Origin of the sequence: Enterococcus sp. AZ104, assembly GCF_050546705.1 — a bacterium.
In the GTDB taxonomy this organism is placed as follows: domain Bacteria; phylum Bacillota; class Bacilli; order Lactobacillales; family Enterococcaceae; genus Enterococcus; species Enterococcus faecalis.
In genome coordinates this window covers 2,532,320-2,547,081 of the sequence record NZ_CP172952.1, presented here as the reverse complement: position 1 = coordinate 2,547,081, position 14,762 = coordinate 2,532,320, and the positions used below count along the sequence as shown (strand labels likewise).

Sequence of the window (14,762 nt, the reverse complement as noted above, 5' to 3'; positions counted from 1 at the left end):
AAAAAAATGTAGTGTTCCGTGTTTGATTAATATAATTAAAGTACTTAGATAAATGAAAAAGGAGGAAAATATGAGCTTAGAAATTAAAAAGTTGAAAAAGAAAATGAATGAGCAGGAAATTATTAAAGGAATCAATTTGACTATTCCAGAAGGCGAAATTTATGGCTTCTTAGGCGCGAACGGTGCAGGTAAAACTACTATTTTCCGCCATATTTTAGGCATCTACTCTCCTGATGAAGGGGAAATAACATGGCAGGGACGTAAAGTTGATCGCTTTGATGCTAAAGAGGTCGGTTATCTTCCAGAAGAGCGTGGCCTATATCCGAAAAGAACGGTGAGACAACAATTAACTTTCTTTGGGAAGCTCCGTAAAATGAAAAAGAAAGAAATTGAAAAAAGTATCCTCTTTTGGATGGATTTTTTTAAGATACAAAAGAACGTAGATCGAAAAATTAGTGAATTGTCAAAAGGGAATCAACAAAAGATTCAATTTATTGCATCGATCATTCATGGACCCAAGCTTGTCATTTTGGATGAACCATTCTCTGGGCTAGACCCGATTAATGCGAATCAACTAAAAGAAGCAATTCTTTTTTTGAAGGGAAATAGTGCTACGATAATTTTCAGCTCTCATCAAATGGCAAACGTAGAAGAAATCTGTGAAAACATTTGTATGATGAAAAAGGGTGAGGTTCTTTTAGAAGGAAATTTAAAAGAAATCAAAGATGAAACGGATAAAAGAAAAGTGATTGTTCAGGCTGATTTTGACAGAGAAATATTAAAACAAGATTTTGAAATAGAATCGTATAAAGAAGAAAATGATGTTATTTCTTTTTATGTAAAAGATGAATGTACTGCGAAGAAAATTCAAAAATTTATTTTTCAATCAGAAAATATTCAGCAATTCAGAATTGAGCCAATTTCGTTAAATGATATTTTTCTAGAAAGAGTGGGTGAGTAAAGTGAAAAATATAGTGACGATTGCTTTAGAAACATACAAACAAAAAGTCGTGTCAAAAGTGTTTGTTATTATACTGTTGGTTTTGATGGTAGGGACATTTTTGGGAATGAATTATGAAGGGATTCTAAAAAAAGAGGAACCAAGTAAAGAAACCATCCTTGTTGTTTCAAATAATCAAGAAACTGTTACTATGCTGAAAGAAGTTGGTAAAGGTACCAATCTGAACTTTGTTGACGGCGGTCAAAAGTTATCAGATGCTGAGAAAGAGCTGAAAGATAGAGCGAGTAAAACCATTTTGAAAATTGAAAAGAGTAGCGCTGGTCTATACGAAGGAAAAATTTATTACGAAGGAGCTCTCCAATATAATGTGTCTGAACAATTACAAAGTCTTGTAACCACTGTAAATCAATCGATTAAATTAAATCAATTAAATATTGATGCGGCGCAACAACAGTTTTTGAATGAAAGCACACGTTTATCCTTAGAATCTTTAGCTGGAAATCAAGATAATTCGGTTCAAACATTAATACTAGTTTATATTGTTGGCTTTATTCTCTACATTGCAGTTATGCTCTTTTCTACAATGGTTGCTCAAGACATTGCGGTGGAAAAGAGTTCAAGAGTTATGGAAATTTTACTCACAACAATTACACCAGTTCAGCATTTAATTGGTAAAATTGTTGGCATTGGGCTAGTTGGGGTAACGCAAGCAGCAGCAATTTTTGGGGCTGCGTATGCATCTTATGGAATTTTTGGAGATAGTACAGGAGTATTTGACTTTTTGAGTGAAGGCAAAAATAGTCAAGCAATCATCTTAGCTGTCATATGTTTCGTTTTAGGTTATTTGCTATATTCTGTTACGGCTGCTATTTTAGGTTCTGTTGTTTCCTCTGTTCAGGAAGTTCAACAGTTGATGTATATTTTGATTATTCCTTTATTTATTGCGATGTTTATGGTAATGATTCTTGCAACTGGATTAGGAAGTAACCAAGCGACTATCATTTCATCTTATATACCGTATCTATCACCGATAGTCATGTACGCACGTTATATGCTGGGGGATGCATCGTTAAATGCTTTTGCAGTAGCGATGGGAATTAATCTGGTCTTTACTATGATTTTAGCGTTTCTAGGCAAAAGTGTTTATCAAGGGGGCGTATTTATTTATAGTGGAGATAAACTTATAAATGTTTTCAAAAAAGCGTTTAAATCTGGGAAATATTATGTTAGATGAGTATAAAAAGTCTTGTCGCAACTCTCATGTATAAAACATTTATTTTGATAAATAAAAAAGTAATTGAAATTGTACACTCAGTATAGCGAGTGTACAATTTTTGTTTATAGCGTAATAGTCGGGCACCGAAATCTACTTTTTCTCAGTTTCACTTGTAAAGAAAGCTTGAATTGTCTTTTATTAGAGTATATACTTTTTTTATTAACCGAAATATAAGGAGGTTTTAATTTGGCGAGGTTTGTTTTTATTCTAAGTAATATCACGGCAGTGGTTCAAGTGTTCTTTAATTATCTAAAGTCAAAAGTAGTAAGGCTTAATAAAAAAATTACTTTACATAGTATTTTCGGATTGATGGTTATTGCAATTTTGAATGGCAAAATAATTTCTGCTATAGGAATGTATGGATTTGCTTGGATTTATTTGAGTATAATAATTTTAGGTTATTTTTTTATCTCTAAAAGCCTTATTAAAGTTTTAGGTATAAATTCTTATATCGTCATTATTTCAGCTATAAGTGGTCAGTTTGTATCCTTTATAAAGGAAAAAATATTTGGCACAGAACTAATTTTTTCAAGTAATTTAACTATGTTTTTACATAGTACATTTCGGCTAGCACTATCAGTAATTCTGACGATATTAATGATAAAGGGGATAAAAAAACTAGAAAAAAAGTTTTCTATTATCAATGAATGTCTTCTGCTTTTTAATTTGATAGGAATCGGCACAATGATTATCTACTATACCAGCCTGGTTTTAGGAAAATATTTGGGGAATAACAAGGAAATAATTGTAGTAAATTCCATCTTTCTCACGCTCTATTTAGTTGTTTCATTAATTTCTTTTATTGTGTATCTTAGTTCGCTCAAAAATAAATATGATATTCAACAGAAGGAAACAGAATATTTAGAAAATCAGAGATATATGGAGGCAATGGAGAAACAATTCAAGGAGATTCGGAAGTTTCGGCATGATTATAAAAATATCCTAAATTCATTAGAAGATTTTATTGTAAGTGGAGATTACGAGAGTCTTAATGACTATTATTTCAGTAAAATAAAGAAAGCATCAAAATGCATTGACCAAAATGGGTTCAAGTTAGAAGCGATTGGAAACATTCGAGTAAGAGAAGTTAAAAGTCTCCTTGTGTCTAAGTTGATTTCAACGCAAGAAAAAGGAATGGATGTACAGTTAGAAGTGACTGAACCAATTGAAGAATTAGCCATTGATTCAATTTCTTTGGTTAGAATACTAGGTATTTTTTTAGATAACTCTATAGAAGAAATCGAATTTTTAGGTGAGGGTAAGCTTGTAATCGCTGTATATAAAGATGCCTCTGCTGTACATATTATTATCCAAAATTCATGTAGGAAAAATTTACCAAAATTCCATCTACTTAAGCAACGCGGTTTTTCATTAAAAGGCACTGATAGAGGAATGGGATTGAGTAATGTTCAAGAATTGCTTCAATCCCTAAATAATGTTCAACTAGCTACCTCCATCAGTGATGGATGGTTTACTCAAAAATTGACGATTGAAAACAATAGGAGGTGCGAATAAGGTGATTTCTATTATTATTTGCGAAGATGATTGGCGACAACGACAAATGTTGGAAACCTATGTTAAAAATTACATAATGATGGAAAGTCTTGATATGGAACTGGTTTTTTCAACAGGAAATCCGTTAGAAGTACTTGAATTTGTCAAAAGTCAGTCTAGAATAATTGGGTTATATTTTCTAGATGTTGATTTACAACATGAAATGTCAGGATTAACCTTAGCAGCTAAAATCAGAGACTACGATAATTTAGGTAAAATCGTTTTTGTCACAACACATGGGGAACTGTCCTATCTGACGTTTACGTATAAAGTGGAAGCGCTGGACTATATCATTAAAGACAACAAAGAACATCTACAGCAGAAAATCTGTGAAAATATTCAATTGGCTCATGAACGTATAACTAGTGAACGTGGAGATACAAAAAAATTATTTAAATTTAAGGACGGCGATACCATTCGGTCTGTAGATATGACAACAATCATTTTTTTTGAATCTTCTTCCGTATCGCATAAAATTGTTTTACATCTTGAAAACGGAGAAATTGAATTTTATGGTTCCTTAAAGGAGATTGAAGAACAGTCTAATGACTTTTATCGTTGTCACAAATCATATTTAATCAACCGCAAGCATATAAGTAAAGTTATAAAAAGCGAACGGATTGTCGAAATGAGTAATGGAGAAAGATGTTTAGTCTCAGTGAGAGCCATGAAAAACCTCTAAAATCAGCAGACAAGATTCAATGAACCAAGTCGAATCTTGTCTTTTTCTGCATTGACAATGCACGACAAACGTTGTAAATTGTACAAATGTTGGTAATTATGAGGAAGGGTCTATAATATCTGACGAACTTCCTTTTAATTAAAGGCTGGATATGATAAAATGTTATGGAAGAAAATAGGGCGAATGTGCTCTTATAAGGAGGCTTTCATCAATGGCTGTAAAAATTCAAACACCCGCAGGTACCATTGAGATTACCAATGATGTGATCGCTACAGTAGTTGGCGGAGCTGCGACAGATATTTACGGAATTGTCGGAATGGCAAGCAAAAATCAAATTAAAGATAACTTAAACGATATTTTACGTCGTGAGAATTACTCACGTGGTGTCGTTGTTCGTCAAGAAGACAACGGAATCGCAGTGGATGTCTACACGATTGTTAGTTATGGTACAAAAATTTCTGAAGTTTCTCGTAACGTCCAAGAAAAAGTAAAATATAATCTTGAAACATTATTAGGTGTCACTGCGAATTCAGTTAACGTTTTTGTTCAAGGAGTTCGTGTATTACCGGATTAGAGGTAGTGTACTGTCAACGATGCAATTGCACAAGGAAGTCGTGTGTTGCCGTTAGCGGTAAATCTGAAGGAGGATTTTTTAGGTGAATGTAACAGAAATCAGCGCAGGTCAGTTCCAGGAAATGGTCCAGGCAGGTGCGACTCGTCTGCACACAAATGCAGAATATGTCAACTCATTAAACGTTTTCCCTGTACCCGATGGTGATACAGGAACAAATATGAACTTATCAATGACCAGTGGTGCAAAGGCTGTGGCCGATTCTCGCTCTGAAAAAGTAGGAGAATTAGCAGGTGCGTTATCCAAAGGGTTATTAATGGGTGCTCGTGGAAACTCTGGGGTTATTTTATCTCAATTATTCCGTGGCTTCTCAAAACAAATTCCTGAGGTTACAACATTAAATGCCAAAGACTTGGCCGCTGCCTTTACACATGGTGTAGAAACAGCGTATAAAGCAGTGATGAAACCCGTTGAAGGAACAATCTTAACTGTTTCTCGTGAAGCGGCGCGTTCTGGTGAACGTAAAGCGAAAGAAACAGATGACTGTATCGAAGTTATGACAGCTGTTGTAGCAGGTGCTAAACGTGCCTTAGCGAAAACACCTGATTTATTACCTGTCCTAAAAGAAGTCGGCGTTGTAGATAGTGGGGGTCAAGGACTACTATTTATCTATGAAGGATTTTTAGAAGCGCTTAGTGGTGAATTTTTACCAACTGAAACGTATGAACCAAGTCCTGCCGAAATGGACGAAATGGTTAATGCTGAACATCACCGTGGTGTTAGTGGTCACGTTGCGACAGAAGACATTAAATTTGGCTATTGTACAGAAATTATGGTTCGTATCGGCGAAGGCCCAACCGTGGACAGCGCTTTTGATTATGAAACATTCAGAAACTACTTAAATGAACTAGGCGATTCTCTATTAGTCGTTAACGATGACGAAATTATCAAAGTTCACGTGCACACTGAGCATCCAGGTGAAGTAATGAACTACGGCCAAAAATTTGGTTCGTTAGTAAAAATAAAAGTAGATAATATGCGTTTACAACATGAAACGTTAGTTGAACGCGATGCTCAGCAAGAAGCGTTGACTGAAAAAGTTCGCGTACCGTTTGCTGTGATTGCTATTGCAGCCGGTGAAGGCGTTCAAGAATTATTCCGAAGTTTAGGTGCAAGCTACATTATTAGTGGTGGCCAAACAATGAACCCAAGTACGGAAGATATTTTAAAAGCAGTCAAAGAAGTGAATGCAGAGCAAGTCATTATTTTACCAAACAACAAAAACATCTTTATGGCGGCTGATCAAGCAGCAGAAGTTGCCGATGTACCAGTAGCGGTTGTTCCATCTAAAACCATTTCTCAAGGAATGACAGCAATGTTAGCTTTCAATGATCAACAATCATTAGAAGAAAACAAAGCAAGTATGACGGAAATGTTAGACAGCGTTGTGAGTGGTCAAGTAACCACAGCTGTTCGTGACACAACCATTGATGACGTTGAAATTAAAAAAGATGACTTCTTAGGAATGATTGATGGTAAAATCGTCGTTTCTGAAGCAGATCGTTTTAATGCATCATTAGACACGTTGAACCGCATGATTGATGAAGACACTGAAATCGTGACAATTATTGTCGGCGAAGATGGTTCGGTTGAAGAAGCTGAAAAGCTAATCGCTATTTTAGTTTCTGAAAACGATGAACTAGAAACAGAACTTCATGAAGGTGGACAACCTGTGTATCCATACTTATTCTCAGCAGAATAGGTTTTCGTGATGAAAAAATAAAAACGAATAAAGCCTGGAACAAAAATCACTTTGGATTTTTGTTCCAGGCTTAAAAATTGATAAACGGCGGGAACAGAAGCAACTCCTTCGGAAATAAGCCGAAATTCTCCAAAAATTATAGAACAATTTTCGGAAATTCCTTCTTATTTCTCGGAGTTAAACACTTCTGTCCCGACCTCGATTTAATGAATGATCCATTTTTTTGCGTATATTAATGAGGAGGGGATTTTATGGACATCACAGATTTAGTCAGCGTATTGCCCGGTGTTGGCCCAAAACGTGCTGAAAATTTACAAGAACTGGGGATTGCTACAATTGAAGAATTATTGACGTATTATCCCTTCCGCTACGATGATATCCAAGAAAAGGATTTAAGTGAGATTCAGGATCAGGAAAAAGTTACGCTAAAAGGGCTAGTGGTTTCGGAAGCAGTCGTTAGTCGGTACGGTTATAAGAAGAGCCGGTTAACGTTTCGAATGATGCAAGAACATGCGGTCATTAATGTTTCCTTCTTCAATCAACCTTTTTTAAAAGACAAAGTAGTTCTTTCCGAAGAAATTGCTGTTTATGGCAAATGGGATGCCAAGAGAAAATCATTAAATGGCATGAAAATCTTAGCTTCTAAAGGAGACAATGAAGATTTCGCCCCCATTTATCATGTGAATAAAAAAGTCCGCCAAAGCACGTTGGTTCAGTTAATCCGCACTGCTTTTGAAGAGTATGGTTCACTGGTTGAAGAGATTTTACCGAATGATTTATTAGAAAAGTACCGCTTGATGCCTAGAAAAGAAGCAATGTGGGCGATGCATTTTCCCAGTAATCCAGAAGAAAGCCATCAAGCTAAACGGCGAGTAGTCTTTGAAGAGTTTTTCCTTTTCCAACTTAAAATGCAAGGATTGAAGAAACAAGAAAAAGCGGAAAAAAATGGTTTAGCTATTCAATATGACGTGGATCGCTTAAAAACGTTCACCCAAGGACTGCCTTTTGAATTGACAGGCGCCCAAAAAAAAGTGACCAATGAAATTTGTCGAGACTTGCGAAGTCCGAAGCATATGCAACGATTGCTTCAAGGTGACGTGGGGAGTGGGAAAACGGTAGTGGCTGCGATTGCGCTATACGCCACCATGACCGCTGGCTTTCAAGGAGCGTTGATGGTTCCGACTGAAATTTTAGCGCAACAGCACATGGAAAGCTTACAGCAGTTGTTTGATCCATTAGAAGTTCGGACGGCCTTATTAACAGGTTCCACCAAAACGAAAGAACGTCGTCTAATTCTCGAAGAACTGGCCAATGGCGAGATTGACATTGTGGTAGGGACCCATGCTTTGATACAACAAGATGTCAGTTTCCATCAATTAGGTTTGGTAATCACCGATGAGCAACATCGTTTTGGTGTGAACCAGAGAAAAATATTAAGAGAAAAAGGCTTAAAACCAGATGTTTTATTTATGACGGCCACTCCGATTCCTCGAACGCTGGCCATTACAGCCTATGGCGAAATGGATGTATCAATCATCGATGAAATGCCAGCTGGACGGATTCCAATCGAAACACGTTGGATTCGGCCGCCGCAGTTAGATACTGTTTTAGAATGGATGGAAAAAGAGCTAGCTCGAGGACATCAGGCCTATATTATTTGTCCATTGATTGAAGAATCAGAAGCTTTAGATGTGAAAAACGCAACAGAAATTTTTGAACATATGCAAAGCTTTTATTCCCCGAGATATCAAGTGGGATTACTACATGGTAAAATGAAAAACCAAGAAAAAGATGACATTATGCAGGAGTTCAAAGACAATCAGCTACAATTATTGGTTTCTACCACCGTTATTGAAGTTGGCGTGAATGTACCAAATGCCACGGTGATGTTAATTATGGATGCGGACCGGTTTGGGTTAGCACAATTACATCAGTTACGGGGACGTGTTGGGCGTGGCTCCAGTGCATCTTATTGTATTTTAGTGGCCAATCCGAAAAATGAAATGGGCGTTGAGCGTATGAAAATCATGACAGAAACCACCAATGGTTTTGTCTTGAGTGAGCGTGATTTGGAACTTCGCGGACCTGGGGAAGTGTTCGGTGCACGGCAATCAGGGGTGCCTCAATTTGCGGTAGGAGATATCGTGACGGACTTTAACATTTTAGAAGTTGCGCGCCAAGAAGCAAGTGCCCTATGGAAAGTGAAAGAGTGGTGGCAATATCCTGCTTATCAAGGCTTAGCCAATCGAGTGAAACCCCAAGATGAGGCAGCCCAATTTTTCGATTAGAAGAGGTAATTTTTGAAGCCAGAAAGTAAAAGCCAATGCGTATTTCTTTGAAAAAAATATGTTATACTTGTTAGGAAACAAAAAAGTAGGAGGGAATCACTCATGAAAATTGCTGTAGATGCAATGGGTGGAGATAACGCCCCACAAGCAATTGTTGAAGGGGTTATGCTAGCCAAACAAGACTTCCCAGACATTGAATTTCAATTATATGGAAAAGAAGCCGAAATAAAAAAATACATCACCGATGAAAAAAACATTACGATTATTCATACCGATGAAAAAATTGCTAGTGACGATGAGCCAGTTAAAGCAATCCGTCGTAAGAAAACTGCTTCCATGGTTTTAGCAGCGCAAGCAGTTAAAAATGGGGAAGCCGATGCGATTTTTTCTGCAGGCAACACCGGAGCGCTATTAGCAGCGGGTCTGTTCATTGTCGGCCGCATCAAAAATGTGGAACGTCCCGGTTTGATGTCAACTTTACCTGTCATGGGAGAACCAGACAAAGGGTTTGACATGTTAGATTTAGGAGCCAATGCAGACAATAAACCAGAACATTTGGTTCAGTATGCCGTTTTAGGTTCATTCTATGCTGAAAAAGTTCGGAACGTTCAGAATCCTCGTGTCGGTCTATTAAATAATGGAACTGAGGAAACAAAGGGCAGTGAATTAACGAAAAAAGCCTTCGAATTGTTAGCAGCAGATGAAACGATTAATTTTGTCGGAAACGTTGAAGCACGAGAATTATTAAATGGCGTAGCTGACGTGGTGGTGACAGATGGCTTCACAGGAAATGCCGTTTTAAAATCCATCGAAGGCACAGCTATGAACATGATGAGCTTGCTGAAAACAGCGATTCTTTCTGAAGGTGTCAAAGGAAAAATGGGCGCCTTATTATTAAAGAATGCGTTGCGTGGCATGAAAGACGAAATGGACTACTCAAAACATGGGGGAGCGGTTTTATTTGGCTTAAAAGCGCCAGTCATTAAAACGCATGGGGCCACGGGTCCTGATGCCGTCCGCTACACCATTCGTCAAATTCATACAATGTTAGAAACCCAAGTTGTCCCACAATTAGTGGAATATTATGAAGGCAAAGCAGAGTAATTTGCAATTGTCTTGACATCAGTTTGTTACTCAAATGAAAAAAAGATGGACAAATACCCAAATTGTGAGTACAATGTATCTTAGCGTTTTAGTAAAAGAAAGAACCTTTTTTCAAAAGCAGTGGAGGTGAATACAGTTGACTCGTGAAGAAGTACTTCAAAAAGTAGCGAAGATTATCTCAAACCACTTTGATATTGAAGCGGATCAAGTAACAGATCAATTAAACATTAAAGATGATTTGAACGCTGACTCAATTAGCGTAATGGAGTTTGTTTTAGAACTTGAAGATGAATTTGGAACAGAGATTTCAGATGAAGATGCAGAAAAAATTGAAACAGTTGGTGCTGCTGTAGATTATATTGTGAGTAATTCATAAAAAATAATAAGACAAAGTCGATTAACATTCCTGTTAATCGACTTTTTTTGCGTACATAATGGTTATTTTATTAAGCAATAAGGCTATTTTTACACATATTTTTGTAAAAAAAATCATACATGTAAAAAAATAACTGCGAAAAAAGTTATTTTATCTTGCTTTTTATGGAATAATTCTATAAAATTATGAAAAAACAATGAGCTGTAAATTAACATTGATAAAAATTAGAAAGTGCTATCATTAAATATTAGTTAATTTATATAATGTTTTTGAAAGGACGTAAGGGGTGCGTATGGATGCAAGGAAATGAACAATTACTAGAGGTTTCAGGATTAGAAACAGCATTTAGAATCAAAGATGATTATTATAATGCCGTCGATGATGTTTCATTTGAATTGAAGAAAAATGAGATTCTGGCAATCGTCGGAGAATCTGGTTGTGGAAAAAGTACCTTAGCAACTACGATTATGGGCTTACATGATCCCAATCATACCAAAATTACTGGGGAAATTTTATACAACAATTTAAACTTAACTACGTTTAATGAAACATTGTACAACAAAGTCAGAGGAAACGATATTGGGATGATTTTCCAAGATCCGTTGTCTGCACTGAATCCGCTCATGCGAATTGAAGACCAAATTAAAGAAAGTCTCACGTATCATACCAAAATGACCGCACAACAAAAACAAGCACGGGCCATTGAACTGTTAGATCAAGTGGGGATTCCCAACCCAGAGCGTGTCGGGAAACAGTATCCTCATGAATTGTCTGGCGGCATGCGCCAACGGGTGATTATTGCCATTGCAATCGCGTGTAAACCACCGATTTTAATTGCAGATGAACCCACAACGGCCTTAGACGTTACCATTCAGGCACAAATTCTCGATTTGTTAAAAGATTTGCAAGAAGAAACAGGGAGCGGCATTATTTTAATTACCCATGACTTAGGTGTAGTTGCGGAAATGGCTGATCGTGTAGCGGTTATGTATGCGGGTCAGTTTGTAGAAGTAGCCACTGCTGAAGAATTGTTTAGTCATCCGAAACATCCATATACACGTTCCTTACTTCAGTCCATTCCCCAAGAGAATTCAGATGAAGAAGAACTTCATGTGATTGAAGGGATTGTTCCTTCGTTAACCAAATTACCTAGAAAAGGTTGTCGGTTTGCTCCACGAATTCCTTGGATTGATGCATCGGAACATGAAGAAAATCCAACATTACATGAAGTTGCACCGAATCATTTTGTTCGTTGTACATGTTATAAACATTTTCATTTTAGAGACGGGGAAGGGGAAGCGTAATGACAGAAATTATTCAAATTAAAGATTTAAAAGTTCATTATCCAATTCGCAGCGGCTTCTTCAATCGAATCACTGATCATGTTTTGGCGGTTGATGGTGTGGATTTCATGATTGAACAAGGTAAAACGTATGGGTTAGTTGGTGAATCGGGTTCTGGAAAATCAACGACAGGAAAAGCAATTATTGGTTTAGAAAAAATTACAAATGGTGAAATTATTTATCAAGGACAAGATGTAACCAAGCCGCGAAGTCGAAAAGCGATCGGATACAACAAAGATGTCCAAATGATTTTCCAAGATTCGATGTCAAGTTTAAACCCTAAAAAACGAGTACTAGATATTATCGCCGAACCAATTCGAAATTTTGAACGGTTAAGTGACCAAGAAGAAAAGAAAAAAGTCAAAAGTTTGTTGGATATTGTGGGGATGCCAGAAGATGCGTTGTACAAATATCCTCATGAATTTTCTGGTGGACAACGCCAACGTTTAGGCGTCGCCCGAGCGGTGGCTACCAGCCCCAAATTAATTATTGCAGATGAACCTGTTTCAGCACTGGACTTATCTGTGCAAGCACAGGTATTGAATTTTATGAAAAACATTCAACAGGAATATGGGTTAAGTTACTTATTTATTTCCCATGATTTGGGCGTAGTTAAACATATGTGTGACAACATTGCCATTATGTACAAAGGCCGTTTTGTAGAAATCGGTACACGCCAAGATATTTACACTAATCCACAACACATTTATACCAAACGCTTACTTTCAGCAATTCCTAAAATTGACGTAGCGAACCGAGAAGCTCACAAAGAAGAACGAAGAAGAGTTGAGCAAGAGTATCGGGAAAATCATAAAGACTATTATGATGAAAATGGGCGGGTTTATAACTTACATGCGATTAGTCCAACCCACCAAGTAGCGTTAAAAAATGGAGGTGCTGAATAATGTGGAAAACAATTTTACGCCGTTTGTTATTGATGATTCCGCAAGTGATTATTTTAAGTGTCTTGATTTTCCTGTTGGCTAAAATGATGCCAGGTGATCCGTTTACAGGATTGATTAATCCGAACCAAGACCCGAAAGTGATTGAAGCCATGCGTGAAGCTGCCGGGTTAAATGATCCTTGGTACGAACAATATTTCCGTTGGATTGGCAATGCCTTACATGGAGATTTTGGGCATAGTTTTATCTTTAAATTACCTGTGTCCACGCTCATTGCTGGTCGGGTGGGGAATACGATTGCATTGGCCGCTGTATCAGTCATAATCACTTATTTAATCGCCATTCCTTTCGGTTTAATTGCTGGCCGTTACCAAAATTCATGGTTTGACAAAATGGTGGTTATCTACAACTTCTTCAGTTTTGCCGTGCCATTATTCATCTTTGCCTTGATTATGCTCTTTATTTTTGGGTATCGCTTAGACTGGTTCCCAACGAGTGGAACCGTGACTGTTGGTTTGGCTGAGGGAACATGGCCGTATTATTTAGATAAACTGAAGCATTTAATTTTACCAGGGGTCACTCAAGCGTTGCTAGGGACAGCGGTCACTATTCAATATTTGCGCAGTGAAGTGATTGATGTTAAAAACATGGACTTTGTTCGTACTGCTCGTTCAAAAGGAGTGCCAACGAATAAAATTTTTAATCGACACATTTTTAGAAATGCAGCATTACCAATTGCCTCTCAATTAGGTTATGAAATTACTGCTTTGATTGCCGGATCAGTCGTTATTGAAAAGATTTTTGCTTTCCCAGGAATTGGAAAATTATTTATTGATAGTATCATTCAACGTGACTATTCCGTTATTACCGCTCTCGTGTTGATTTTGGGATTGGCAACCCTTATCGGAACCTTAATTTCTGATATTGTAATGAGTATTGTTGATCCAAGAATTCGAATTCAGTAGAAAAAACACGAAGAAAGGGTGATAAAAATGGAATTGACAGAAGAAAAAAGAGAAGAAGTCTTACAAGAAAGTATTCCACCAATGGGCTTTCGGATGATTGCGCGAGAATTCGTCAAAGAAAAAATGGCGATGTTTTCTTTAATCCTTTTGGTTATTATCTTATTAGCCGTTTTTATCGGTTCGTTAGTGTTAGACCAAAGTGCCGTTATGCATGTAAGTATTTTAGATAAATATGCGGAACCAGGTACCGTTACAATGAATGGCACCAAGTTCATTTTAGGTGCCGATGAAGGGGGTCGTGATGTTTTAGGACAATTGATTATCGGGGCTAGGAACTCGATTTTAATCGGTTTTGCCATTACGATTATTACGTCTATTATCGGGGTCGGTTTAGGGATTATTTCCGGTTATTATGGAGGCATGATTGATAATATTTTGATGCGTATCGTGGATTTTATTATGATTTTGCCAATTATGTTAATTATTATTGTGTTCGTTTCCGTGATTCCTAAATATAGTATCTGGTCCTTTATTTGGATTATGTGTGCGTTTTATTGGGTTGGAAAAGCGCGGTTGTTCCGCAGTAAAACGTTATCTGAAGGGCGCCGAGATTACGTTAGTGCCTCTAAGACAATGGGAACAAGCGATTTTAAAATTATGTTTCGAGAAATTATGCCGAATTTAAGTTCATTAATTATTACGAACTTAACGATTAATTTCGCGGCCAATATCGGGATCGAAACAACGTTAACTTTCTTAGGCTTCGGGTTACCACAAAGTGTCCCAAGTTTAGGAACCTTAATTGGCTACGCCAGCAGTGGGGATGTATTAGTCAATAAACAATGGGTTTGGTTACCTGCATCAATTCTAATTTTAGTCTTGATGTTAAGTATAAACTATGTTGGACAAGCATTTAAGCGCTCAGCAGATGCACGACAACGATTAGGCTAATTAGCCAAAAAATGAGGGAGGAAAAGA

General features: G+C 37.1%; 13 protein-coding genes. All 13 read left to right on the top strand.

Going from position 1 to position 14,762, the window contains the following annotated elements; all coding sequences use genetic code 11:
- Window positions 1-70 precede the first annotated feature (70 nt).
- The 13 genes from IGJ37_RS12160 to opp2C all read left to right on the top strand — a co-directional run bounded on the left by IGJ37_RS12160 (window position 71) and on the right by opp2C (window position 14,735).
- On the top strand, window positions 71-961 hold the full coding sequence (locus tag IGJ37_RS12160) for an ABC transporter ATP-binding protein (RefSeq protein ID WP_325815215.1): 891 nt from the start codon (window positions 71-73) through the stop codon (window positions 959-961).
- Window positions 954-2,195 (top strand): ABC transporter permease, encoded by a 1,242-nt coding sequence (locus tag IGJ37_RS12155; RefSeq protein ID WP_002365363.1) that lies wholly within the window; start codon window positions 954-956, stop codon window positions 2,193-2,195. Before IGJ37_RS12160 ends, IGJ37_RS12155 begins: the two co-directional genes overlap by 8 nt.
- Window positions 2,196-2,423: 228 nt before the next feature.
- The gene (locus IGJ37_RS12150; protein WP_010821156.1) at window positions 2,424-3,752 is read left to right on the top strand and encodes a sensor histidine kinase; all 1,329 of its coding nucleotides are present in this window, start codon (window positions 2,424-2,426) and stop codon (window positions 3,750-3,752) included.
- A gap of 1 nt (window position 3,753) precedes the next feature.
- Entirely contained in the window at window positions 3,754-4,473 is a 720-nt protein-coding gene (locus tag IGJ37_RS12145) for a LytR/AlgR family response regulator transcription factor (protein WP_002388606.1), read from the top strand.
- 211 nt (window positions 4,474-4,684) lie between these two features.
- Window positions 4,685-5,047, top strand: a complete 363-nt coding sequence (locus tag IGJ37_RS12140) for an Asp23/Gls24 family envelope stress response protein (protein ID WP_002354933.1) — start codon at window positions 4,685-4,687, stop codon at window positions 5,045-5,047.
- 82 nt (window positions 5,048-5,129) lie between these two features.
- Window positions 5,130-6,806 carry a DAK2 domain-containing protein gene (locus IGJ37_RS12135; protein WP_002354936.1) on the top strand — a complete coding sequence of 559 codons (1,677 nt, stop codon included), beginning with the start codon at window positions 5,130-5,132 and terminating at the stop codon, window positions 6,804-6,806.
- A 251-nt stretch (window positions 6,807-7,057) separates the two neighbouring features.
- Complete coding sequence (gene recG, locus IGJ37_RS12130; RefSeq protein ID WP_002381087.1) at window positions 7,058-9,094, top strand: ATP-dependent DNA helicase RecG; 2,037 nt, start codon at window positions 7,058-7,060, stop codon at window positions 9,092-9,094.
- Between the two features lie 102 nt (window positions 9,095-9,196).
- Entirely contained in the window at window positions 9,197-10,198 is a 1,002-nt protein-coding gene (plsX, locus tag IGJ37_RS12125) for a phosphate acyltransferase PlsX (protein WP_002354938.1), read from the top strand.
- A 136-nt stretch (window positions 10,199-10,334) separates the two neighbouring features.
- On the top strand, window positions 10,335-10,574 hold the full coding sequence (gene acpP / locus IGJ37_RS12120) for an acyl carrier protein (RefSeq protein WP_002354939.1): 240 nt from the start codon (window positions 10,335-10,337) through the stop codon (window positions 10,572-10,574).
- A gap of 263 nt (window positions 10,575-10,837) precedes the next feature.
- The gene (gene opp2D, locus IGJ37_RS12115; RefSeq protein ID WP_002365359.1) at window positions 10,838-11,878 is read left to right on the top strand and encodes an oligopeptide ABC transporter ATP-binding protein Opp2D; all 1,041 of its coding nucleotides are present in this window, start codon (window positions 10,838-10,840) and stop codon (window positions 11,876-11,878) included.
- The gene (gene opp2F / locus IGJ37_RS12110; protein ID WP_002354942.1) at window positions 11,878-12,822 is read left to right on the top strand and encodes an oligopeptide ABC transporter ATP-binding protein Opp2F; all 945 of its coding nucleotides are present in this window, start codon (window positions 11,878-11,880) and stop codon (window positions 12,820-12,822) included. The genes opp2D and opp2F overlap by 1 nt, the downstream gene beginning before the upstream one ends.
- Window positions 12,822-13,784, top strand: a complete 963-nt coding sequence (gene opp2B / locus IGJ37_RS12105; protein WP_002354943.1) for an oligopeptide ABC transporter permease Opp2B — start codon at window positions 12,822-12,824, stop codon at window positions 13,782-13,784. The genes opp2F and opp2B overlap by 1 nt, the downstream gene beginning before the upstream one ends.
- Before the next feature lie 27 nt (window positions 13,785-13,811).
- Entirely contained in the window at window positions 13,812-14,735 is a 924-nt protein-coding gene (gene opp2C / locus IGJ37_RS12100; protein ID WP_002365358.1) for an oligopeptide ABC transporter permease Opp2C, read from the top strand.
- Window positions 14,736-14,762: the final 27 nt, after the last annotated feature.

Bases quoted from the DNA above. Each gene is read 5' to 3' on its own strand.
- IGJ37_RS12160 (WP_325815215.1), top strand. From the start codon at position 71: ATGAGCTTAGAAATTAAAAAGTTGAAAAAGAAAATGAATGAGCAGGAA.
- IGJ37_RS12140 (WP_002354933.1), top strand. From the start codon at position 4,685: ATGGCTGTAAAAATTCAAACACCCGCAGGTACCATTGAGATTACCAAT.
- recG (WP_002381087.1), top strand. From the start codon at position 7,058: ATGGACATCACAGATTTAGTCAGCGTATTGCCCGGTGTTGGCCCAAAA.
- plsX (WP_002354938.1), top strand. From the start codon at position 9,197: ATGAAAATTGCTGTAGATGCAATGGGTGGAGATAACGCCCCACAAGCA.
- opp2D (WP_002365359.1), top strand. From the start codon at position 10,838: ATGTTTTTGAAAGGACGTAAGGGGTGCGTATGGATGCAAGGAAATGAA.
- opp2F (WP_002354942.1), top strand. From the start codon at position 11,878: ATGACAGAAATTATTCAAATTAAAGATTTAAAAGTTCATTATCCAATT.
- opp2B (WP_002354943.1), top strand. From the start codon at position 12,822: ATGTGGAAAACAATTTTACGCCGTTTGTTATTGATGATTCCGCAAGTG.
- opp2C (WP_002365358.1), top strand. From the start codon at position 13,812: ATGGAATTGACAGAAGAAAAAAGAGAAGAAGTCTTACAAGAAAGTATT.